This window comes from Pseudoalteromonas sp. OFAV1, assembly GCF_021532595.1.
In the GTDB taxonomy this organism is placed as follows: Bacteria; Pseudomonadota; Gammaproteobacteria; order Enterobacterales; family Alteromonadaceae; genus Pseudoalteromonas; species Pseudoalteromonas lipolytica_C.
Map to the genome: position 1 here is coordinate 1 of NZ_JAKGBG010000009.1, position 25,364 is coordinate 25,364.

A 25,364-nucleotide genomic window follows, 5' to 3' on the forward strand; every position below is an offset into this window, starting at 1 on the left:
AGCTCACCAAGCCCAATGCACCTAACACTAGGTTGATAGCGTGAGCTATTTTTAGCCCTACTTTTTTAACGATTATTGGAATACACAGTGCTGCAATAGCTGCAAAACCGTTATAAGCGGCAAATAATACACCAACCCAGTCAGCACCGTTGTTGTAAGCAAGAGAGCTTGTGTCACTGCTGCCGTAGTGGAAGCTAGTTACTGCCGAGGTGGTATAAATCCACATTGCAAACAATGAGAACCAGCTAAAAAATTGTACCCAAGCCAATTGTTTCATCGTTTCTGGCATAGTGAATACATCATTCACAACTTGATAAAAGCCACCACTGGTTGCGTTTTTAGCTTTTAAAGCACCGGCAATAAATTGAATAACACCAAAGCTAATCAAACCACCTGCAAGCAAATACAGCTCTTTCTCAAGAGAAAGACCGGTAACGATACCAAGTACAACAAGGCCAAGCACCGTAAAGATTGCAGCGCCTTTGTTAAAGTTGACATCACTTTGAACATCAGCCGAGTCATCGCTTTGCTCTTGTTCATGAAAGCTTTCAAGCTCTTCAGGTGAATATTCTTTAGTTGTAAAGACGGTCCAAAACACAGCAATAATTAAAACAACGGCACCAAAATAAAACGAGAATTTTACAGAATCCGGGATTTGCCCAGCAGGTGCTGTATTAGCAATATCGAACCAGTTAGTCATCATCCAAGGTAAAGCAGACGCGACAACCGCACCGATACCAATGAAGAAGCTTTGCATTGCATAACCAGTTGCACGTTGTTTTTTCGGCAGATTATCACTGACAAGTGCACGGAAAGGTTCCATAGTCACGTTAATTGACGCATCCATGATCCATAACATACCCGCCGCAATCCACAGGCTTGGTGAGTTAGGCATTATGAATAACGATAACGTCGTTAAAATAGCCCCATAGAAAAAGAACGGACGACGGCGACCTAACTTATTCCATGTTTTATCGCTCCAGTAACCAATGATAGGTTGTACGATAAGACCTGTAAGCGGCGCTGCAACCCAAAGGATTGGAATGTCATCAACATTGGCACCTAAAGTTTGAAATATACGACTCACATTACCGTTTTGTAATGCAAAGCCAAATTGGATGCCAAGGAATCCAAAACACATATTCCATATTTGCCAAAAGCTTAGCGTTGGTTTGTTATTATTCATAGTCAGCCTTTAAGGTAAATACTGCACTGCTTAAGCCGTTTAGTTGTAATTGAATTGGCGCCTTCGATGCTGCCTCAGAAATCACAATGTCGGCATGATTTTCTAGATTGTCAGTTAACGTTAAACCACTGTGGTTAAGTTTAGGTAATAACGCTTGGTTAAGAGTAAGCTCAACATTCTGTGGATTTTCTGAAAAGTTACTTACTACAAGCACCAGCTGTTGACCTAGCTTACGCGTAAAGGCAATTACTTGCTCTGAGCCAGTCAATTCAACCGCTTGCATGTCACCGCCAACAATTGCAGGAAGTGTGTTTAATGACATTAACTTCGTGTAGTAAGCGCGAAGATCAGCTTGCTGCTTTGAAAGCGCACCGCCATCGAATTTACCATTATTCATCCACGCTTGATGTGCAGGTACACCCATGTAGTCGAAGATACTTGTACGCGTTGGGTCACCAAAACCACCGTCTTCAGAGCCATCTTCACCAACAGCTTGACCAAAATAAAGTAAGGTTGGCGAACGCGACATTAATGTAGAAACCACCATAGCTGGCTTACCTTTTTCACTGCTACCAGCGAAATCCGGGCTAGCAATGCGTTGCTCATCATGGTTTTCTAAAAAATGCAGCATGTGCTCTTCAATATCAGCCACTTGGCTTTGGATTTCAAAAATAGTTTCTGCTGGTTGTTTACCTTGCATCACAGCTTTAACTGTGTCGTAAAAGCCGACTTTGTCGTACAGATAATCCATCTTACCCTGCTGAATATAAGGGCGATAAAGTGTTGGGTTATAAACCTCTGCCAGAATAAAGGCATCACTTTTTTGCATTTTGATTGATGAGTTTAAAAAGCTCCAAAACTCAACAGGCACCATTTCTGCCATGTCATAACGGAAACCATCAACACCTTTATCTAACCAATATAGTGCGATATCGCGGAATTTATACCAGCTATTTGGCAGCTCTTTATCCTGCCAAAAGGCATAGTGCGCACGGTAATCTTTTTCAGCGTAATCAGCTGGTAGCGTTGGGAAATCGTAGCTGCCGTCTGGTTTCACTCCGTAATTGATTTTAACTGTTTCGTACCAATCATTGATGTCGGGTTTAGCAGCGCGTGCCCCATTTCCCGTCCATTTTGCAGGTGTTTCATCAAACTGATTATCTGCAAGTGGATGCGGGTTGCCACCTAATACTTGGTAGCTATCGCTTGTTGGCACTTGAAATGACTGCCCTGTTACATAATAAAAATTATTATCGCGAGCATAGGTTTTCGTCGTGTCATCATCAGCGCCGAAATCTTTAACACCTTCAGGCTTGGCAACCGACTCGTAGTTACGCGCTACATGATTTGGCACAATATCAATAACAACTTTCATACCGTGCTCATGAGTACGATTGATAAGCTCAACAAACTCCTCTAAGCGGCGCTCAGGGTTAATTGCTAAATCAGGATTAACATCGTAATAATCTTTCACCGCATAAGGCGAGCCTGCACGCCCTTTTACAACATCAGGGTCATCTTGAGACAAACCGTATTCAGTATAATCAGTTACTAATGCATGACGCGGCACACCGGTATACCAAACATGTGTCGTGCCTAGCTCTTTAATACCTTGTAATGCTGCATCATTAAAATCAGCGAATTTGCCTACCCCATTTTCTTCTAATGTGCCCCACGGTTTATTCGTGGTGTTTGTGTTACCAAATAATCGAGTGAATACTTGATAAACCACAGGCTTAGAGATAGCTGCTTGGCTAGATTCTGATTGTTGCTTTTGCGTGTTCTGCTGTACTGGCGCATCGTTACCACAGGCAGTTAAACCTAAAACCGAAGCCACTACTAGCGCAGTTAGTTTGTATGTTGTCATCATTACTTCATTTTTCTGTAAATATCAGTTCATACTAATGTTAAGGGCTGCATACGGACAGTAAATGCATACGTATTCAGCTTATTAGTTGCAATTATTCAAGCTCGATTAAGCGTGCTTGCATAGCTTTTAAGCGGATTGGCGCTGCAAGATCAACAGGTTTTTCGCTGATTAAATCACGTCCTTTATTGTTGCCTTTCAGCACTTCTTGCATGTAGCTTAAGTCCCAATCAATGGCTTGTTGGTTTTTGTTAAGAATAACTAATACAGTTTGCTCATTGTGTTCTCTCACATAGCTATACACGCCTTGCTTCGGTGAAAAATGCATTAAACGGCCTTCGCTTAGCGCTGGTTTTTCTTGGCGCAGTCGAAGCAGCTTTTTAATGCTAGTTAACATCTCTTGCTGATCAGCTGAAAGTCCTTCGCCTGTGAAGGCATTCGCTTTTTGACCATGAAACCCACCCGGGAAGTCAATGCGAATATCACCGTGGTCATTACTTGGCGTGTTATCAAGTAACAGTTCTGTGCCGTAATAAATTTGTGGAATACCGCGAGTCGTTAACAGTAGCGTCATGGCTAATTTTGTTTTTGCTAGGTCTTGACCAAGCTCAGTGTAAACACGGCTCATGTCATGATTATCAGCAAAAACTAAAATGTTATCTGTATCAGCATATAAAAAGTCATTCGCTAGCGATTGATACACTTTTACCCAACCTGTATTCCAGCTTTCTTCTTCGTTGAGTGCTTGGATCAGCGCTTCTTGTAATGAAAAGTCCATCACACTCGGTAAGTCAGAGGTATAACCATCTTGATTTACTTTGCCGCGCTGCCAATAAGAAGCAATTGCTGGGTTGGTTGTCCACTCTTCACCAACAATATTAAAGTTCGGATACTCGGTCATAATGGCTTTAGTCCAATCGGCTAAAAATGCTTTATCTGAGTATGAATAGGTATCAACACGAATGCCGCTTAAGTTGGCGTATTCAATCCACCAAATGGCATTTTGAATCAAATAAGTAGACAGTAACGGCTGACGCTGATTTAAATCAGGCATAGACTCAACAAACCAACCATCATTAAATTGACGTTTATCGTATTGGCTCGCATGTGGGTCTTGAATTGTTTGTCTGGCGTGACTTGTGGCATTTTTGCCGTTTTCAAACTTGCCATCAAAGTTAACCCAATCTGCTGTTGGCATATCAGCCATCCACTGATGCGATGAACCAAAGTGGTTAAGTACCATGTCCATCACTAAGCCGATGCCATGCTCTTTCGCTTCTGCTGATAAGGTTTTGTAAAGTGCATTACTACCCATACGCGGATCAACTTTATAAAAGTCAGTAATGGCATAACCATGATAAGAGTAACTTGGCATGTCATTTTCAAGCACCGGTGTTAACCAAAGTTGCGTCACACCTAAGTCCTCAAGATAATCTAGGCTATTAATAACACCTTGAATATCACCGCCATGTCGGCCACCTTTAAAGCTTGGGTTTGCAGCCTCCTTCATACCAGCAACGGTGTCATTGCTTGGATCACCATTTACAAAGCGATCAGGATTGATTAAATAAAGCGTATCTTTATTTGTAAAGCCATGACGATTGGCACTTTGTTTATCACGGGCATTTAACGGGTAAGTAAATTCTGTGCCATCTTCAGCTTTAAAGGTTAGTATTCCTGCCTTTGCATTATCGCTAATGGTTAAATCTAAAAACGCGTAGTTAGGGTTATTCGTTGTTGTCACCCCTTTAAACTCAACACCTTTATAAGGCATCATTTGCCACGTTTTGCTAGCAATATTGTTATCGTAAAGCATGACTTGTAACGAGTCATTTTGCATTCCTACCCACCAGTTTTCTGGTGACGCAGTAATTGCAAAGCTGGCTGTCGAGTTGAAAAGCGTAAATGCGGTCGTTAACGCTAAAAATGTTCGTGTTGTTTTCATAGTTAATTTTGTACTTTTTCTAAGAATTGACTGTGGCTTGGCAGTTGCTCTACAGTGCTATTAATCAGGGTTTTTAAATTACTAAATAGCTCATTTAACTGCTCATCTGATAACGCATTAGTTAATGGATGGTGATCTTCTGCAATAAGACCTTGCCCTATCATCACTTGTTGCCATGCAACTTCGGCAAATAGCTCATCGTCTTCTCTTACGAGCTTGCCACTGGTTTTAAATAGCTCAATTTTCTTTTTAAGACTACTTGGAATATCCATGCCTTTACAAAAACGCCAAAACGCACTGTCATCACGCTCAGTAATCTTGTAATGAAGAATAATAAAGTCACGAATTCGCTCAAATTCTGTTTTACTTTGTTGATTAAATTCATCCACAAGGCTTTGTTTAATACCTTGATGAGGAAAAAACTTAATTAAACGAATTGCTGCACTTTGAATTAAATGAATACTGGTCGATTCCAATGGCTCTAAAAACCCGCTCGATAAGCCAACCGATACCACATTTTTATGCCACTGCTTTAAACGGCGGCCTGTTTTAAATTTAATAACGCGGGGCTCTGTCAGTGCTTTAGCAGGTAAGTTATCCAAGAGCTGTTGCTTTGCCGCTTCGTCTGATAAGAAACGAGAAGAATAGACAAGGCCGTTGCCTACACGATGCTGTAATGGAATTTGCCACTGCCAACCCGAGTCTCTTGCAATTGAACGTGTATATGGAATTGCATCGTTAGCTGATTCACTTTGCACTGCAACAGCACTATCACAAGGTAACCAATGTGACCAATCCTCAAAGCCTGCATTAAGTGTTTGCTCTATTAATAATGCACGTAAACCTGTGCAATCAATAAATAAGTCGCCGTCTATTTGCTCGCCATTTTTAAGCAATAAAGAGGTAATATGCCCGCTTTGGTGACATTGATTAACCGATTCAATTTTGCCTTCAATCCGTTTTACGCCCCGTGATTGTGCTAATTCTTTTAAGAACTCGCCGTATCGTGTGGCATCAAAATGATAGGCATAATGTAAGCCCGCTAACTGAGTATTTGGTATTTGTTTAAGGTGGGCAAATTTATGTGCTTTGGCAGCTTGGTAGTTAAGTGAAAAATCCCAAAAATCAGGTGCATTATTAGCTTGATTTGCTTTTAACCAAAAGTGGTAAAACTCACAAAACGGGAAGTCTTTACCAATCTCACCAAAGGCGTGCATATAGCTGTGACCTTGACTGCGCCAATTTTCAAACTCAATACCCAGTTTAATCGTTGCGCCAGTGGCCTTAATAAATTCTTTTTCGGTTATACCTAGCGCACCATTTAGATGCAAAATAGGTGGAATACTGGCCTCGCCTACACCGACAGTGCCAATTTCTGCTGACTCTATCAGGGTTATATCAAGCACTTTACCCAGCACTTTATTGAGTAATGCTGCAGTTATCCACCCTGCGGTACCACCGCCAGCAATCACTACTTTGGTTATTTTTTTTGATTCCATAGTACACCTAACGCCAATTTCAATTCATTGAGTGTAGCTCACTGATATAAAAAAGCCCTTGTAAAACAAATCACAAGGGCAATTTCATATCTCTGTTTAGCTCATTACAGCTTGTAGCTGAAGCCTAACAGGAATGTACGACCGTAGTCTTGATAATCACGTACTTGAAGTGAGTTATCACCTTGTAGTGATGTGAACGGCTCTTCTGTGATGTTCTGAACTTGGAAAGTTACAGATAAACCGTCAAGACTCTCTACACCGCCTTCACTAAAGTCATAACCAATTTGTGCATCCCAAATTGTTTCGCCTTTAATATCAACTTGTGTAGTAGCAAAACCTAAACCGTATACGTCACCTTTAAAGTCACTACGTTTACGCATGCTTGTACGTGCTTGGAATCCGTTACGCTCAAAGTAAACTGTTAAGCTATCGATTTGGTCAGATAAACCAGGTAGCTCATATTCGTTACCATTTTGGTCAGTTAAGTCTTGCTCAACACCTGTATGGCTTGCGATTAAACCAAAACCGTCTAGTGATTCACTGAACATAGTGAACGGTAGTGTTAATGAAAGCTCATAACCCCATAGGTCACCAGAACCACCATTTACTTTACCAGAACCAGTACCGGTTGAAGTTGCAGGGATTTCACCGGTAGACGGGTCAGCTACACCACTCATGTCGATTTCATAAGTACCATCGAAAATCCACTGAGTGATATCTTTATAGAATACAGCAGCTGCAAAGTAACCTTCTTCATGGAAGTAGTTTTCGTAGCTTACATCAAAACCTGTAGCTTCTTTTGGTTCAAGTTCAGGGTTACCACCTGATACACTCCAGTAGTTACCATTTTCATCAGGTTGTTGATTGTAAGAAGCATTAACTGATGAGTTCATTTCATCTAAGCGAGCACGAGAAATCGTTTTCGCCGCGCCAAAACGTACAGTTTGCTCTTCATCAATTGCAAACGATAAATTGATGCTTGGTAAGAAGTGGCTGTAATCGTGGCTTACATCAGTTGGTGATACAACAACTAAACCATTCACTGTGTTAGCGGCAAAGCCTTGTGAAGACTGTTCAGTTTTCACATAACGAACACCAACGTTACCTGTTACAGGGATTGAACCAATTTCAGCATTAATGTCAGCTTGAGCAAAAAACGCTGTTACTTCTTCTTGTACAGTCCAAGATTGTGTCTTGTGTTTTGAATCAGTTAAGCTTTCTTGAAGAAGGTTATAATAACCGTCGTTTACTAAACCGTTGGTATCGTATGCAACCATGTTGCCCATACCAATGAAGTCAAGGCTCGCTGTACCTAAACGGTATTGCTCAGGGATTGATAACATACCTGGATTTGATAAAGAGAAATCTTTTAATGTCATGAAGTAACCTTCAGACACTTTGCTCTTTTCACGGTCACGGTAAGACATACCAAATGACACACGGCTGATGTAAGCGTTATCAAGTACTTTGCTTGCAGCAAGTTTTAATGTGCTTAATTCATCATTGATTTCTGGCGCGTTGATAAAGCCATCTTGCGCTGTATTTTGGTATTCAGTACCTGTTAAACCATACTTATCGTTAAGTGCAGCACTTGCACCCCAAGATAATGGGCCACCAAGTTGGATTAAGTCGTAGTCGCTGTAATCAAGGTTGTGGCTGAATTGCGCGCCAGTGTTACCACCGTCAAACTCGTAACCAATCGTATCAGCAACACCATTTGCGTCACCACGACCTGTACCTGAGTAGCTTTCGATACTCCAGATTTGACGTTCAACTTCAGAACGGCTTACGTCAAATTCTACTGACCAGTCATCACTGATGTCGTATTTTGCATTAAAACCAAACTGAGTTAGCTCAGCGTTACGCTCTTCGTAGTCGTTACGAACAACAACACGTTGACCTTCAGTTACTGCACTTGTGATAAAACCAGAGTCAGCATCAATTACAGCTGAGCTTGGGTCGATTGAACCTTGGCCCCAAGCAAATGGCACTTCAATACCACGTAAGATTTTTTCATCCGAAAAATCAACGTATAAGGCATCGAATGTCATGTTAAGACGATCTGTCGGCGCAGCTTCAATAACAAGCATCGCTGTGTCACGCTCAAGAGTCGATGAACGTACGAATGGTTTAGCACCACCTAGAATTGAATAAGTGTTACCATCTCCACCGGTAAACTCAGGGTAGCCCCATGAATTCCAACGTTTTTCTTGGTTAGGTGAGCTCATTGTATTGTAAGCAAATGCAACACCAATTGTGTCATCTGCAAACTGATCAATGTATGAAACAGTACCGCGGAAACCTTTATCGTCACCGTCTGGGTTTAATTTATCAAAACCAGTTTGCTCATATTGGCCATTGAACATGATAACTTGCTCACCTTTGCTTAAAGGTTTAACAGTTTGCATGTCGATTACGCCAGCAATACCTTCTGCATCAATACTAGCGCTTGGTGTTTTATATACCGTTACGCCACTCATAATTTCTGATGGGTAAAGGTCAAATTCTACGCCACGGTTGTCACCGATTGATACTTGCTCACGGCCATTAAAAGTAGTAGCACTTTCGTTTTCACTGAAACCACGAACACTTACGCGGCTAGCTCGACCATCTAGACGTTGAGCAGTTAAACCAGGAAGGCGTGCAATTGATTCTGCAATTGATGAATCTGGTAGCTTACCGATATCTTCTGCTGAGATTGACTCAACAACTTCAGGAGTGAAGCGTTTAGTATTAATAGATTCTACAACACTGCCACGAAAACCTTTTACTTCGATAACTTCAACGTTATCGTTTTTTGCTTTTTGGTCTTCTTCTGCAGCATACGCTACAAAGCTATTTAAACCTGCGGCTGTTAAAGCCAGAGTTAATATACTTGGTTTGAACATAGACATGATGCTTTTCCCATTACCCAAATTGTAATGCCAACGCGATGCAGATATTTATTATCTAATAGCTGAAGTCGTTGACTGATTTTGTTGTCGGAATGAATATTAACGCCGAGATTATTTCCTTAACAAATTTATGCATACGTATTCAGCGTAGTTCAACCATTCAAAAATTAACAATACATTTACACAATAAAGACTTAACCCATTGTAATTGTTAACTTTAGTATGATGCCAGCACAATTTAATAAGAATGAAACATTTTCGCCATAATTTTGAACCTTAACTCTCCAGTAGAAACACAAAAGCCTCCTCAACAGGGTGTTAGCAAAAGAAGCAATGTTAATAAACAGAAAAAGTTCGACAAACTGGAAATTGGTCTTACCAAATTTTATTTGCACTACTTTGGCCAGAAGCAACTGTTTTATGCACCAAGCTGGGGTTTATTGTTTTTACAAATAACAAGCAAAGCCAATTGGTAAATTTTTTCATAGATGAAATAGCCAATTGAACTGGTGCAACGACGGATATTTTTTCAGTAATTAAAATATGAATTTAGCGTGCATACGTATGCAGAGTTTTTACACTATCCCAGCCTTCACGTATGCTTTTGACATTCCGGCAACATCTGGTTAGTTGCCCAACAGTTTACAAACACTGAGTGTCACGATGGAGAAAAACATGGCTCAAAAGCAGTGGTATAAAGGTGCGGTTATCTATCAAGTTTATCCGCGCAGTTTCCAAGACACCAATGGCGATGGCATTGGTGATATCAAAGGTATCATTGATCGCATCGATTATATTAAGAGCTTGGGTGTTGATGCTATTTGGATTTCACCTTTCTTTAAATCACCAATGAAAGATTTTGGTTATGACATAAGTGATTATCGTGATATCGACCCTATTTTTGGTAACCTTGCTGATTTTGATGATTTAATTGCACAAGCTCACCAACGTGATATTAAAATTATTATTGATCAGGTATTGAGCCATACCTCAGATCAACATCAGTGGTTCCTCGATAGTCGTGAAGATAAAACCAATGATAAAGCTGACTGGTACGTTTGGGCAGATGCGAAGCCGGATGGCACACAACCAAATAACTGGTTATCTATTTTTGGTGGTCCAGCATGGCAATGGGAACCGCGTCGTGGTCAATATTACTTGCATAACTTCTTTGCAGAACAGCCTGATTTAAACTTCCATAATCCTGAAGTTCGCAAAGCCGTATTAGATAATGTGGAGTTTTGGCTTAAAAAAGGTGTTGATGGTTTCCGCTTAGATGCGATCAATTTCTGTTATCACGATGCACAATTACGTGACAATCCTGCTAAGCCGCCTGAAAAGCGTCAGGGTCGTGGCTTTAGCGAAGATAACCCGTATGCGTTCCAGTATCACTACTACAATAATACGCAACCAGAAAACTTAAGCTTTATGCAGGACATTCGTGCCCTATTAAATAAATACCCTGGCACGGTTGCTTTAGGTGAAATCTCATCAGAAGACTCATTAGCTACTATGGCTGAGTACACATCAGGTGGTGACAAACTCCACATGGGTTATAGCTTTGAATTACTTACTAATGATTACAGTGCAGAATATATTCGTAATACTGTGAGTACATTAGAAGAGCGTATGACTGAAGGCTGGCCATGTTGGGCATTTAGTAACCACGATGTTGAACGTGTTGCTAGTCGCTGGAGTAAAGATAACACGATCAATCCGCAGCAATGTAAAATGCTGACCGCCCTGCTTGCTTCATTACGCGGCAGCGTATGTATGTATCAAGGTGAAGAGCTTGGTTTAGGTGAAGCTGAAGTCGCTTTTGAAGACTTACAAGACCCATACGGCATTACTTTCTGGCCAAACTTTAAAGGCCGTGATGGATGCCGTACTCCAATGCCATGGGACGCAAGCGATACTGAACAGGCTGGCTTCTCAACAGCTAAGCCATGGCTACCTGTAGGCAATGCTCACAAAGCCGTTGCTGTTAATGCGCAAGATCAAGACAAAAATTCGATTTTGAATGCCTACCGTGAATTTATGGCATGGCGTAAAGATAAAAATGTTCTGTTAGAAGGCGACATTGAGTTTTTAAACACTCAAGAGCCTGTACTTGCTTTTTATAGAACCTTTGAAGGCGTCAAAATGCTGTGTGCATTCAACTTAGGCGCACAAAGTAGCGAGTTAACAATCTCTGATACAGTGTCTTCACTGCATACGGAGCTATCGCATCACACAGCTGAGTTAAACAATAATACAGTCACTCTGCCCGGGTTCGGTTGCTTTTATGCAACCCTGAATTAATTATCAGTTGTTAAACACCAAGCCCTGCAATGCAGGGCTTTTTTATTACTAATAACACGATTAGTGATTCATGGTTTTACTATTAATGTAGTCAGTTAGTGCAAATAACACTCCCGACACCACAAACGTCACATGAATTAACACCTTCCAAAGTAACTCATCCGTTGAATGGTTGTTTGAGCTGATAAACACCTTTAAAAGCTCTACAGCAGAGATAGCGACAATGGCGCTTATTAATTTCATCTTAAGCCCTGAAAAACCAACCTTTCCCATCCATACAGGTCTGTCTTCGTGATTGTCTATATTCAACTTTGAAACAAAGTTTTCGTAACCACTAAAAATAATGATAAGCAAAAGCCCAGCTAAAAGCGCGGTATCAACCAAAGTTAATATTCCCACCAATAACTCTTGATTAGTTGCCGAAAACGTATTTAAGGCCATGCTGTAAAGATATTTGAAAAACTTTAACAACAATAAGACTACAGCGACTAATAAACCTATAAAAAATGGCGCTAACAGCCATCGAGAACGAAAAATAAATTTTTCGACGACTCTCTCTAATGTAGAAGGCACTTTTTTGTTTTTAGTTTGATTAATCTGTTCTGACATTTCTAAAATCACTCTCATAAATATTAGTTTGATAATACGCGGTTTTTATTAGTAATTTCTATATTTGCAGCGCACTACTGTGACTATTTTTTGTTTATCTTTACGATAAAAATATTTCGTTATCTTTTTTACAGATTTCGTTTATAAATTCACTTAAGCAAAGCGGTATGCCCTTTGCGCACCTTTACTGAGCACTTTAAGCCAGTAATTATTAATTATGTTGATTAGGAATAATTAAATGAACAAAGCATTGCTAGCACTAATTTTGGCACCTGTATTAAGCGTGTCAGCGTCTAACGCAATCGCTAACGAAGCACCTGAAGCATCAGCTGAAATGATCAAAGAATACACTGAGATGTGTTTAAACTGGGCTAAAGATGATGACATCAGCAACGAAGAATTAAAGCCATACGTACTAAAATGTGTGAACGATGAGCTTGAAGCTGAAGGCTTTAAGAAAGTAAAAGACGTACAAATTTAATTTGTCGTTAAACCAGATATAAAAAAACCGGAATGACACAAAGACGTGCGCTCCGGTTTTTTATTGCCTTGAAAAGCTAAGGAATTATTCCTTAGCTTTTGTCGATGTTTTCTTTTTTGCAGGCGCTTTCTTTTTACTTTCTTCAACCCACTTGCCATTTTGGTAGTGAGCAGTCCAACCTGTCGCTTTACCATCGACTTCACTCATCACATATTGTTCTTTATTTTTACGGCTATAACGAACAATTGCTGGGTTGCCATCTGGGTCTTGCGTAGGCGCATCAGCTAAATAGTAAAACTTCTCAGAAATACGATCTCTAAAACGTTTTAACTCTTCAACTTTAGGTGCACGAGTTTCACGAGACTTAGGAAAAGTATTCGCCGCCAAGAAAATACCTGAAGCACCATCACGAAGTACAAAGTAAGCTTCTGATTTTTCACATTCTAGTTCTGGTAAATGAACCGGATCTTCTTTCGGTGGCGCAGCTTCACCATTTTTGAGTAATTTACGCGTATTCTTACACTCTTCATTACTACAGCCAAAATACTTGCCAAAACGGCCTGATTTTAACTGCATATCTGAGCCACATTTATCACATTCGATAATTGGGCCATCGTAGCCTTTAATTTTAAAGGTACCTTGTTCAACGATATAACCCTTACAGGCTGGGTTATTACCACAGACATGCAGTTTACGTGTTTCGTCTATCAAGTATGAATCCATTGCCGTTTCACAGATTGGGCAACGCTTCATTTGCATTAGTGATTCTGTTTCAACATCTTCAACATCTGCGGCAATCGCTTCATCACCAGGCACCAAATTCATGGTTGTTGTACAACGCTCTTTAGGTGGCAGGTTGTAACCTGTACAGCCTAAGAATACACCAGTTGACGCAGTACGAATCCCCATTTTACGGCCACAGGTTGGACAATCGATGTCTGTTTCAACCATTTGATTTTGGCGCATACCACCTTGCTCTTCATCACCTGAAGCAATTTCAAGCTGAGTTGAAAAGTCTGCGTAAAATTTGTCTAGTACTTGTGTCCAAACGCGCTCACCTTCTGCGATATCATCCAGACGACCTTCCATTTTAGCGGTAAAATCAAAGTTCATCAGATCTTCAAAATTTTCCACTAAGCGGTCAGTAACTATCTCACCCATTTTTTCAGCGAAGAAACGGCGGTTTTCAACGCGCACATAACCACGGTCCTGAATCGTTGAGATAATTGATGCATAAGTTGAAGGGCGACCAATACCACGCTTTTCAAGCTCTTTAACTAAGCTTGCTTCACTAAAGCGCGCAGGTGGCTTGGTAAAGTGTTGCTTAGGATCTAACTCAACAAGCGTTAGTACATCACCCTCTTTTACAGCTGGTAATGACTGATCTTCTTCATTCTTTTTACGAACAGCTGGCTGAACTTTTGTCCAACCATCAAAGCGAAGTACACGGCCTTTTGCTTTTAGCTGATAATCACCCGCACCTACGGTTAAAGTTGTTAGGTCATATTCAGCAGGTACCATTTGACAAGCAACAAACTGACGCCAAATTAATTCGTAGAGCTTTTTCGCATCGGCTTCAACACCATCTAAATGGCCTGATAATACCGAGACACTTGATGGACGTATCGCCTCGTGCGCCTCTTGTGCATTGCCTTTAGAGCTGTAACTGATCGGTGCTTTTGGTAAATACTTTTCACCAAATTGCTCGGTTACGTAATCACGACACATTTCAACCGCATCTTTTGATAAGTTGGTTGAGTCGGTACGCATATAAGTAATGTGACCCGCTTCATATAAGCGTTGAGCCAGCATCATAGTCTTTTTAACACCATAGCCTAAACGTGTACTAGCAGCCTGTTGCATGGTTGAGGTAATGAATGGTGCACTAGGCTTACTCTTGCTTGGCTTTTCTTCAACGCTAACAACCTTGTACTGAGCTTTCTCTAGGTCAGTAACCGCAGCCATTGCCTGCGCCTCATTAACAGGCTTAAATGCTTTGTCAGCGTGTTTCGTAACTTCTAAACGTAATGCAGCTTCACTATTTTTAACATCAGCGTGTACATCCCAAAACTCTTCAGGGATAAATGCTTTGATTTCACGCTCACGCTCAACGAGTAAACGCACCGCAACAGATTGCACACGACCGGCTGATAAACCACGAGCAACTTTTGCCCAAAGTAATGGAGACACCATAAAGCCCACTACACGGTCAAGAAAACGACGCGCTTGTTGTGCGTAAACCATATCAGTGTTTAGTTCACCCGGTGTTTCGAATGCTTGTTGAATTGCATTTTTAGTAATTTCGTTAAAAACAACTCGCTTATACTTTTCAGGCTCGCCACCAATAATCTGTTCGAGGTGCCATGCAATTGCTTCCCCTTCTCTATCCAAATCGGTTGCGAGATAGATTTTATCGGCGTTTTCAGCAAGCTTTTTTAATTCTTGAACAACTTTTTCTTTGCCTGGCAGTATTTCGTAATGTGGTTCCCAACCTTTTTCAGGGTCTATCCCCATGCGGGCAACAAGATTCTTATAATCTCGTTGCTTTTTATAGGCAGCTTTTTCTTCTGGTGACATTTTACGAACTTCAGCAGGCGTTTTGGTCGCCGCTGTTTTCGTTTTGCCTGAACCTGAAGTTGGAAGATCACGCACATGCCCAACACTGGACTTGACGATAAAATCCTTTCCTAAGTATTTGTTAATTGTTTTTGCCTTTGCCGGAGACTCTACAATTACTAGTGATTTGCCCATAGTTGCCTATTTCTGACCGAAAGTTTTAAAGTTTTTTGCCCTTATAAATGTATATCCATCACATTAAACAAATAAGTATGATTTTTTAACATTGGAGCACGAATATTTATAGGTATATCTACAAACACCAATTGTTACAAGCTTTTAATCGAAACTTTTCTTCATTGACTGAATAATTAAACAATTTTTGTTGCTAATTTAGTCAATGTGGTGTTTTGCGGTAATTTCAAGGGGAATATATAGAACAGCAACAAAAATGCCAACCTTCTGGTTGGCATTTTTTAAATTTAATTGTGCTTAAATTTATTTATCATCAAGTATAGCAATTGATTTACTTACTGTTTTTGTAGTACCAAATTGATTCTCGAAATTAAATGTAATGGTCAGCACACCATCTGCGTCTTGGTTACCGTCAACCTCTCGAGCTATACGTACACTTGAAGACATTGTTGAGTCTCTATTTGTGCTTCCGATAATATCTTGATGTTGCAGTATAGAAAAATCACCATTGTCTGCAGTAATTGTTACCTCTGTACCTGCAGGTAATGGATTACCAAATTCATCACTGTAGAAAATTTGGATATTGATACCCGTTAAACCTATATCAATATTTTCTGGGCCTGAATCAGGATCATCCTCATCGTAATTCGGGTTAGGGCGTATAACACTCGACAAATCAATCGATTGAACATCACACCAGCTTGCATTATCTGATTCTTCAAAGCCACCTGCAAATGTCGAACTACAATCAGCTGGCACAACTACTTCGTAAGGAGCAGTCACTACTTCATCTGATTTTAATACTGCGAATCGTACATAGGGTTCATCACCAGACATAACTACTTCAATCTGCTTACGAACTTCAATTAAATCACGCGTACATTGCCCAGCATTAAAGGCAGCTTCACTACATAACAATCCGTTATATTTACCATCAGGGCCGTCATATACACCATCATTATCAAGATCTCGCCATGTTTCATTATGACCACCTCGTGAATTTTTCTCCGAGCATGGGTCTGAATCAGCATCGTAAGAATCTCTGGTTGCATCGCTACAGTTTGCTTTGTCAAAGGTATTATTTTCATTGTGGTCATTAAATGCTTCAGGTAGATCATATAACGTATAATATTCACCAACATCAAATAACCCGTTTCGACGAGTAACACCATCTGATGATTCCTCATCCTCGTAGCTCTCTTGACCTTTCGCTACCGCTAGTATGCTAGTTCGTCCACCTCGAATTACACCATTTGGATCATTTTTAGCGCGAACTAAGGTGCCAATACATGGGGCTGCAATACCAAAATAAGGGTCGCAGTTTACTTCACCAGTTTTAGGGTTTATTCCTTCAGTAGTTGCAGTATTACCATCAATTTCACCAATTCTATTACCCCATTTGTAGTCATAGAAAGGTCGTTCACCCTGCGAGCGCCATGTAACAACACATGATGCATCAGTAGTACGACATACTGCTTCATTACTTTGTGAACCTATAACACCTGACTCAGTTAAAACGGTTGATTCAACACCATCACTATTGAATTGATTAAATTGGTCACCAAAATAAACTGTCAGGTTATTAGTGACGCCATTATAATTTAATGCATTTGGATTCAAGACTTCTGGGCTTAAGTCAAAACTGTTTTGATCTGTAACACCAGAGTATAAAGCAAGTTGAGATGACACTGCGTTAATTTGCTCAGTTAAAGGCACTAAGTGAAGTGTCCCTGCAGGGCAAATTTCATTGCTTGGTTCAGCTTCACATAGTTCAACTTCATCTGTCCAACAAGATAAATCATCACCTTCAGGCAAGGCAGCAACATCTTCTTTAGAAACAAAACATGCTTTAACGACAAGTGGTCCAGGAACGATGCCTGAAGTCACTGTTGTTTGTACAACACCATTGTTGTCTGTATTAGCAGTTCTTTGCGTTAATTTTGCTAAACCTACTGAGTCCGTCAATTTAAAATCAATACGTTGCTGTGCAGAAACAATACCATCCGCATCAAGTAATCTGAAACGAACGACTGATTGTGTTGGTAAGCCACCTTCACCAGGTGGAAGCGCAATCACTGGCTCCGAAACATCAAGAAATTGTATTGATTGAACAGCCGATACTTCAACAGGTATAACAGTAGACGCCGTAAAATTTTTGCCGCCCGTTTCAACTGTAATATTAACCACATCATTGATTGAACAGCCGTTAGCACGGTATGTTGAGCTTGCAATACCTGCTGACGATTGTACCGATGCATCAATTGTCGAGTCATTATTTGAAACACACGTAGAGTTAAATTCTACTTCTGTAGGCGTGGTAAATAAATTACCTTGCTCGTCGCGAAGGGTAACTTCAATAATAGTACTACCACCCGCTTTCAAAGGAATTGTATTGCCTTCACTATCTGTGTTTAGTCCATTATCAACTTCTAACACTAGATCAGCGATACCAACAGCAAAGTTAAGATCTGCACTTTCACCTAACGATGACACCGAAATAGTACCAGCACCGCCTGTATTTCCTGGCTGTAATTTTAAAAGTGCAACACCAAAGTTATCAGTCAGAGCTCGACCTGAAGAAGGTAATACAGAACCAAGATCAGTTGTTACATCAACCAATGAGTTAGCAACACCATCACCGCCTTGGTCATTTATTACTTCTACAAATAAATCACCTAACTCGGTTGATGAAATTGAATTAGTAATAGTACAGCCAGAAGCTTGCGAAGTTGGATCAAGCTTCACATTATTTCGATTTTGATCCCACGAAGGGTTGCAGCCTGTTAGCATTAGAACAGACACTGAGTATTGGGCAGCATCAGAAGAAGCATCATCACCATTTGATATAAAACCTACCGTTTTCGTAATGGTGTTATCATTTTCATCTGTATATGTTGCGATAACTTGACCAGCGCCTTTTGAATCGCCACTACTTAAAGTGACATTTGCTTGGCCATTTTCATCTGTTAGCGCAGTACCTAGTACGGGTGTAATTTTACCTGTGAAGTTTGTAGTAAACGAAATCAATTGGCCAGCAATTGGAGTGCTTTCATCAAGTAAAGTAGCTGTAACCGTTCCTTTGTTGTTTTTACTAACCGGGTTGTCTGAAGAGAAAGGTAAACCAGAACTGTCAACAATCGAAAGCCCTAATGAAATTGTGCCACTGCTATCACCCGTTTGTGAACCATCGGATGTGAAACCAAAAGTATCACTAAAAGTCTCTTCACCAACTATGTAGGATGCAGTAATGATACCAGCTCCTGCCGTATCACCTGCAGTGACAGTAATTGATGCAACACCATTTGAATCGGTCAAGCTCGTACCAGAAGCAGGTGTTATCAAGCCAATACTACCATCAAGACTAAAAGTTATCACTTCACCAGATACAGCAACCCCCTGATTGGTCAGAGTTGCTGAAATAGTTAATGGTGATTCGACCGTTACAGAACTCGACTCTTCATTTGTGCCCGCTGTATAACCTTTCACAGATACAGAGTAGCTTGGGGTATCAGTCGTACCACCATCCCCTCCATCAAGTGAACCGCTATCGTTCTCTAACGACCCACCGCCGCCACAGGCAACTAACAATGAGCTGAAAACTATAATACTTAGCCATCGCAATAAAGGCATTGACCTCTCCCTAGTTAGCTATTTTAAATTTATTTATATATTTACCTAATATTAACCTAAAAATTGAACGAATATCATAATTTTTTTATCAGATTTACAGCGAATTAATTTAAAATATTTGTCGAATTTTCCTGTATAAAAATCTTCAGGCTGGTAGGCTATGGCGAAATTTATAAAAATATAGACTAGGTATATGTCAAAAGTACGATCTTTAAGCCTTACGTCTCGTATCATGGTAGGTATGGTACTGGGTGTGCTTGTTGGTTTTATCTTTCAAGCGATTTTAGCGGGTGAAGACGATTTCCTAATTCCACTAGGATTATTCTCTTTACCAATTAAAGCATTTTTTGTGGATGGTATCTTCCATGTAGGTGGGCAAATATTCATCGCAAGTTTAAAGATGCTGGTTGTTCCATTGGTTTTCGTATCGCTGGTGTGTGGTACATGTAGCTTAAGTGACCCTAAAAAACTAGGTCGACTGGGTGGAAAATCAATCTTACTCTATCTAGTAACAACAGCAATAGCTATCACCGTTGCTATTACACTAGCGCTATTAGTTAATCCTGGTGAAGGTATCAACCTACCATCAGATGCGACCTACAGTGCTAAAGAAGCACCTACCCTTGCACAAGTCATTATTGGAATGTTTCCTACCAACCCAATTGATGCAATGGCAAATGGCAATATGCTACAAGTTATTGTTTTTGCTTTGTTATTTGGTGTGGCGATGGCTTTAAGCGGTAAAGCAGGTAAACGTGTTGCAACCGTGTTCGAAGACTTAAACACCGTTATTTTAAAACTTGTTACCCTACTGATGAATATCGCCCCTTACGGTGTATTCTTTTTAATGGCTAAGTTATTCACAACTATAGACTTTAAACTCATCACTAGCCTTGCCTTATACTTTGGCGTGGTGGTCTTCGCGCTCTTAATTCATGGCTTTGTAAACTATAGTATCTTATTAAAAGTATTAACTGGTTTAAATCCAGTGACGTTTTTAAAGAAAATGAAAAACGCCTGTTTGTTTGCGTTTAGTACTTCAAGTTCAAGTGCAACAATGCCTATTACCCTTGAAACTGCTAGCAAAAAACTTGGTGCTCACAACTCAGTTGCTTCATTTACGGTACCTTTAGGCGCAACTATTAACATGGACGGCACAGCAATTATGCAAGGTGTTGCTACCGTGTTCATTGCTCAGGTCTTTTCAGTTGATTTAACAATTTCTGATTATTTAATGGTTATTTTGACCGCGACACTAGCATCTGTTGGTACTGCCGGTGTGCCAGGTGTTGGCCTTATCATGTTAGCGATGGTGTTAAACCAAGTAGGCTTACCTGTAGAGGGTATTGCTATCATCATTGGTGTTGACCGTTTACTTGATATGACACGTACCGCTGTAAACGTTACAGGTGATTGTATGGTGACCTGTGTGGTTGCAAAATCTGAAGGTGAATTTGATGAGGACGTATTTAACGATCCAAATGCCGCTAAAGATTTAGAAGACTATCATAAGTCGATTAAGTAATAATCTACTTATGAACGACTCATAAAAAACCCGCTTAAATAGCGGGTTTTTTATTGCCTATATACTTTTTAAAACTGAAGCTTAAGGGTTTAAGCCTTTAAAACGCGACATTAAACTCACACCTGCTTTACTCAAACCAGAGCTTAAGCCCACCGCTAATTTATCGCTCAAATTCTTCTTAATACGGTATTTCACTTTGAAGATTTGACGCTCTTTTGCTTGGCTCAATAAAATATCATCGCTTGTGTCAATTTTATCAACTAAGCCTTTATCAAAGGCTTGAGTAGCAAACCAGTGCTCACCTGTTGCAACCATATCTATATCAAGTGAAGGGCGTTGTTCACTAACAAATGTTTTGAATAAGCCATGCGTTTCTTCTATTTCCTGTTTGAATTTTTCACGACCTTTGTCTGTATTTTCACCAAACAAGGTTAATGTTCGCTTGTATTCGCCTGCAGTAATTTGCTCAAAGTCCACATCATTCTTTTTCAAAATTTTATTAAAATTAGGAATCTGCGCAATAACCCCAATTGAGCCAACAATTGCAAATGGTGCAGCTACGATTTCATCAGCAACACATGCCATCATATAGCCACCACTCGCCGCTACTTTATCAATGGCTACAGTCAAATGCACACCTGCATTACGTAAGCGTTGTAGCTGAGACGCAGCAAGTCCGTAACCATGCACTACACCTCCGCCACTTTCTAAACGAACAAGAACACGATCTTTTTCTTTATCTGCAATAGTTAAAATAGCTGTGATCTCTTCACGTAAGCTTTCTACTTCGTGCGCATCTACACTGCCATTAAAGTCAATTACATATAGACGTGACTTAGGGTCTTCACTGTGTTGTTTTTTTGCGTCTGCTTTTTGTTGTTTCTGGTGAGCTTTTAACTCTTTCTTTGAAAGTGTGTTTTCGATAAAGCTTTGTTTTAAATCATCAAGCTGTTCACTTAAATCATCAATGGTTATCTCGCCCTTCTTCGCTTTAGGTTTTACTGCAGCTCCCATGATAATGGCAACAATGACAGCAATAGCGATGACAAATGTGAGGGTTTTTGCGAAAAATAACCCGTACTCATATAAAAATTCCAATCAAACTCTCCACTTATTAATTATTCGCCACAATTTACCATGCTTTAAAGCAAAAAAAAGCCACATGATGTGGCTTTTTACTTAATTGGTTATTACTTAATTAATAGGTTTCAGTTATTCAGTGACAACATCTGAGTTTGTAACCTGAAGATACTGACCACGGCTTGCTAAGAAAGTCGCAATTTGCAGTTGCATCTCAGCTGTAGCTGCTGCACTTTCTTGTGCTGTAGCACCTGAGTCAGCAGTAGCTACAGGCGTTAACACTGAGCTGTGATGACCTTTAGTGAATTTAACCACATAGCTCATCGCATCAGCAGTTGGACCTTGTGTCTCAGCAACCGTTGATAAGCCCATTAAGTTGGCAAGAGGTAAACTACCAGCAATTGGATTACTCGTCACCATTGGTGGGATAACCATATCAGCATTGTTATTTTCACCGTCTCCCACGACAACACTCATGTAGACTGGTGTGCCAAGCGCTGCAACTGATGCGGCGTAGTTTGAAGGATCACCACTATCAAGGGCCGTTTGTGCAGCAAAAGCAAACTGAGTAATAATGCTTTGAATATTAGCAAGTTTGACAGTTTCACCAGCCATAGTTAGCGAACCAATGTATTCTTTATAAGCACATGTAACAAAAGCTGTTTGGTTAGAAGCAAGTGAACCACAGTTAGACAGCGCTTCATTTTGTGCATAAGCACCAAACTCTGCAGATTCAGCTGTGCCTGCTGCAAGTAAAACAGAGCCTTGCACAAAAGGACCAAATGTATTTGACTCAATTAAGAAACTAGCGATACCACCGCCACCACTGGCAAGTGCAACACTCTTCACGTTGAACATTGGATCAACTTGGTCAGCTAGCGGTGCATTAGTCACAGCAACAAATGCTGGAGCAACTACAGAGCCTAATGAATGGCCTAAGAATGAAACATCTTGGGCATTTAAATCAGCAGCACCAGTAAAGTTAAGACCTAAACGTAACCCCAGTAAATCAGCAACTGATTGACGTAAGCTATCACGCGCAACTAATAATGACTGTAAGTTCATGTAGCTTAAAACTGAACCTGTAGAAGCATTAAAGTCATCAGTACCATCGCCGTCTACATCTACACCACGCTCACCGTGCATTGGGTGGTCGATTGCAGCCGTTGCAAAACCTTGCATTGTTAATTGTGCTGTAATTGCTAGCATATCTTCTTTTTTAGAAGTAATACCGTGCTGAAGAATCACTACTGGCCAACCACCTTCAGGCATTACCAGAGGATCCAACCCTAACTGACCACGTATTGCGTTGATCACAGGTAAAATTGGTTTAGTAACTTGCACTGGCACATTAGCAATGCTTTGTGTTTTTGGAATTGTGTTGTATTTGGTTAAGTGTTTAGTTTGATCTAAACCTAAATCACGCAGTTTTCCACCACTTAACGCCATACATAAACCATCAGTTTCGCTGATTGGGTCTGTTGGGAATGAGTCACCTGCAGTAGATGCATAGCCAAGTACAGCAACACCACTGTCGCATAGCCCTTGCCAATAAGTTGCTGATAAATCATCAACCGTTTTGCCTGTAGGCGTTGCTAAATACATAGGTAACATCACGTTACCCTTTTGATATTGCACACCACCAAATACTGGTGAAACACCTGTAATACCTTGTGATGCGAATACTTGCTCAACTGTAATTACAGGTTGCTCAGGAATTTGAACCATCGGTGTTGGTAAGGCAGGTTGCGAAAGGCTAGCTGCTAAAAGCTGCTTAACAGTACCTAGTACTTGACCTGCTGATTGCATTGTCATCGCAGCAGAGTAAATAATTTCATCTTTTGTAATTGCGCCATCTGAGGTGACTGCATTTTCGTAGCTATTAATCACCGCTTGCAGAGATTTTTGTGAATCAGTAATTAGCGGTGTTTCTTCACTAACAAGTGCATAAGTTGAAGATGGTTCGATTGAACGCCCTTCTGAGTCCATTAAAGACGTTGTTAAAACGTTTATGTAGGTGCTACCCGCTTTAAAAGGTTTAAGTGGGATCACAGCAACCGCATCACCAGAACCTTGTGTAATGAAGTCAACACCAAAGGTAAGCTCAGAAACCAACTTACAGGCAATGCCTGCAGGTACTTGCGAACAGGTTTCATCTGTTTGACTTGCGCCCATCACTACTTCAAAAATACGAACTGCACCAGGTGAACCGGCAGAAGCCATATCAAGTGAGATACCCGCAGGGAATGCTAAATCGATTTTAAACGGAGTTTGTGTTGACCAGCCATCAAGGGCACCTAGTGCAAGCTGAGGATCAGCATAGGCTGCGCGTTCAACACTAACATTGTTGTCGTCTAATTCACCCGGCATATTTAAAGTGCCATCAAGTGTACCACTCATCAGTAAGTCATTAGGTACCGAGATAACGCTATTTGCAGGGTCAAATTTAACGGTCGCGGTTGGGATGACAGGTGGGGTGTCATTTTTAACATCTTCTAATGTTTCTCCTCCACCACAGCCGGTAATGACTGACGCAATGGCTAGTGAGAGTAGCATTTTTTTCATAATTTCGCTCCGCGCAAATCTTATTGTTATTGTGTGTTCAAAGTTAAACGTAGTTGTTCTACTACCTTTATTCTAAGTTAAATTAATGTAATTAGATTATTAATAAGACATTAGACCAGTTAAAGTTAACGTAAAGTTTCAATTTTCGCCACCTTAATTTGCAATAAATTCGATAACTTGGCTTTTTGCTATGTTAAAATAGCAAAAAATCTAATTGATGGTACTTTTATGCACACTTATAAAGCCGCAGAGAATGCGCTAAAAGACAAAGTAATTCTAATAACAGGTGCGGGTGATGGCATTGGTCGCGTAGCCGCATTAACTTATGCCAAGCATGGTGCCACTGTTATATTACTTGGTAAAACAACTAATAAACTCGAATGTGTCTATGATGAAATCGTGAACGCAGGCTACCCACAGCCGGCTATCGTGCCGATGGATTTAAAAGGTGCAACAAAACAAAACTACCGTGATTTAGCCGCAACTATAGAAATGCAGTTTGGCAAGTTAGATGGTTTATTAAACAATGCAGGTATTTTGGGTTCATTAGGGCCGCTTGAACATTTCTGTGTTTCTACCTTTGAAAACATTATGAAAGTGAATGTGACTGCGCAAGCCATGATCACTAAATTTATGTTTCCATTATTGCGAAAGTCACCAAGTGCATCTGTTATTTTTACATCCTCTGGTGTTGGTCGCAAAGGTCGTGAGCATTGGGGTGCATATGCAATCTCAAAATTTGCTGTTGAAGGCATGATGCAAACTTGGGCCTGTGAAGTGGGCAAAACCAATATTCGCGTGAACTGTATCAACCCTGGTGCAACTCGCACATCTATGCGTGCTTCTGCATACCCTGGTGAAGATAGAGATAAATTAGCAACGCCAGAAGATTTAATGCCAACTTATTTATACTTGATGAGCGACGACTCTAAAGAGGTGAACGGCCAATCTTTAGATGCTCAACAGAAGTAAAGCTAATAGCTAAACACAAAAAAAGCAGCTCTCGCTGCTTTTTTTAATCTTTAAGCCCA

Annotated in this window: 14 protein-coding genes; 4 read left to right on the forward strand and 10 right to left on the reverse strand. The window is 40.4% G+C overall.

Going from position 1 to position 25,364, the window contains the following annotated elements:
- The 5 genes from L1267_RS07115 to L1267_RS07135 all read right to left on the reverse strand — a co-directional run.
- The coding region (locus L1267_RS07115) for an MFS transporter (RefSeq protein ID WP_235382456.1) at positions 1–1,186 on the reverse strand (1,186 nt) is incomplete at its 3' end.
- Positions 1,179–3,053, reverse strand: coding sequence for an alpha-amylase family glycosyl hydrolase (locus tag L1267_RS07120; RefSeq protein ID WP_442960555.1), 1,875 nt, complete (start codon positions 3,051–3,053; stop codon positions 1,179–1,181). The genes L1267_RS07115 and L1267_RS07120, both read right to left, overlap by 8 nt.
- Before the next feature lie 94 nt (positions 3,054–3,147).
- The gene (locus L1267_RS07125) at positions 3,148–4,998 is read right to left on the reverse strand and encodes a glycoside hydrolase family 13 protein (RefSeq protein ID WP_235382458.1); all 1,851 of its coding nucleotides are present in this window, start codon (positions 4,996–4,998) and stop codon (positions 3,148–3,150) included.
- Between the two features lie 2 nt (positions 4,999–5,000).
- Positions 5,001–6,497 (reverse strand): tryptophan halogenase family protein, encoded by a 1,497-nt coding sequence (locus L1267_RS07130; RefSeq protein WP_235382459.1) that lies wholly within the window; start codon positions 6,495–6,497, stop codon positions 5,001–5,003.
- 104 nt (positions 6,498–6,601) lie between these two features.
- Positions 6,602–9,391 carry a TonB-dependent receptor gene (locus L1267_RS07135; RefSeq protein WP_235382460.1) on the reverse strand — a complete coding sequence of 930 codons (2,790 nt, stop codon included), beginning with the start codon at positions 9,389–9,391 and terminating at the stop codon, positions 6,602–6,604.
- Between the two features lie 675 nt (positions 9,392–10,066).
- Here L1267_RS07135 and L1267_RS07140 point away from each other — a divergent pair.
- Positions 10,067–11,692: an alpha-glucosidase family protein gene (locus tag L1267_RS07140; protein WP_235382461.1), complete on the forward strand. Its 1,626-nt coding sequence runs from the start codon at positions 10,067–10,069 to the stop codon at positions 11,690–11,692.
- A 60-nt stretch (positions 11,693–11,752) separates the two neighbouring features.
- Here L1267_RS07140 and L1267_RS07145 read toward each other — a convergent pair whose 3' ends face one another.
- Positions 11,753–12,301 carry a TIGR00645 family protein gene (locus L1267_RS07145; protein WP_135924956.1) on the reverse strand — a complete coding sequence of 183 codons (549 nt, stop codon included), beginning with the start codon at positions 12,299–12,301 and terminating at the stop codon, positions 11,753–11,755.
- A gap of 238 nt (positions 12,302–12,539) precedes the next feature.
- Here L1267_RS07145 and L1267_RS07150 point away from each other — a divergent pair, with 238 nt between their 5' ends.
- Positions 12,540–12,782, forward strand: coding sequence for a hypothetical protein (locus L1267_RS07150; RefSeq protein WP_135924959.1), 243 nt, complete (start codon positions 12,540–12,542; stop codon positions 12,780–12,782).
- 84 nt (positions 12,783–12,866) lie between these two features.
- Here L1267_RS07150 and topA read toward each other — a convergent pair whose 3' ends face one another.
- A complete protein-coding gene (gene topA / locus L1267_RS07155; protein ID WP_138558714.1) occupies positions 12,867–15,533 on the reverse strand; it encodes a type I DNA topoisomerase in 2,667 nt (888 codons plus the stop codon).
- A gap of 303 nt (positions 15,534–15,836) precedes the next feature.
- The gene (locus tag L1267_RS07160; RefSeq protein WP_235382462.1) at positions 15,837–19,163 is read right to left on the reverse strand and encodes a hypothetical protein; all 3,327 of its coding nucleotides are present in this window, start codon (positions 19,161–19,163) and stop codon (positions 15,837–15,839) included.
- A 193-nt stretch (positions 19,164–19,356) separates the two neighbouring features.
- Here L1267_RS07160 and L1267_RS07165 point away from each other — a divergent pair, with 193 nt between their 5' ends.
- Positions 19,357–20,688: a dicarboxylate/amino acid:cation symporter gene (locus L1267_RS07165; protein ID WP_135924966.1), complete on the forward strand. Its 1,332-nt coding sequence runs from the start codon at positions 19,357–19,359 to the stop codon at positions 20,686–20,688.
- Between the two features lie 81 nt (positions 20,689–20,769).
- Here the strand turns inward: L1267_RS07165 and sohB are convergent, their stop codons facing one another.
- The gene (gene sohB, locus L1267_RS07170) at positions 20,770–21,786 is read right to left on the reverse strand and encodes a protease SohB (protein ID WP_235382463.1); all 1,017 of its coding nucleotides are present in this window, start codon (positions 21,784–21,786) and stop codon (positions 20,770–20,772) included.
- Positions 21,787–21,900: 114 nt separating this feature from the next.
- Positions 21,901–24,333 (reverse strand): VolA/Pla-1 family phospholipase, encoded by a 2,433-nt coding sequence (locus L1267_RS07175; protein WP_235382464.1) that lies wholly within the window; start codon positions 24,331–24,333, stop codon positions 21,901–21,903.
- Positions 24,334–24,561: 228 nt separating this feature from the next.
- Between L1267_RS07175 and L1267_RS07180 the strand changes: the two genes are divergently transcribed.
- Entirely contained in the window at positions 24,562–25,305 is a 744-nt protein-coding gene (locus L1267_RS07180; protein ID WP_135924973.1) for a YciK family oxidoreductase, read from the forward strand.
- The last annotated feature ends 59 nt before the right edge of the window (positions 25,306–25,364 follow it).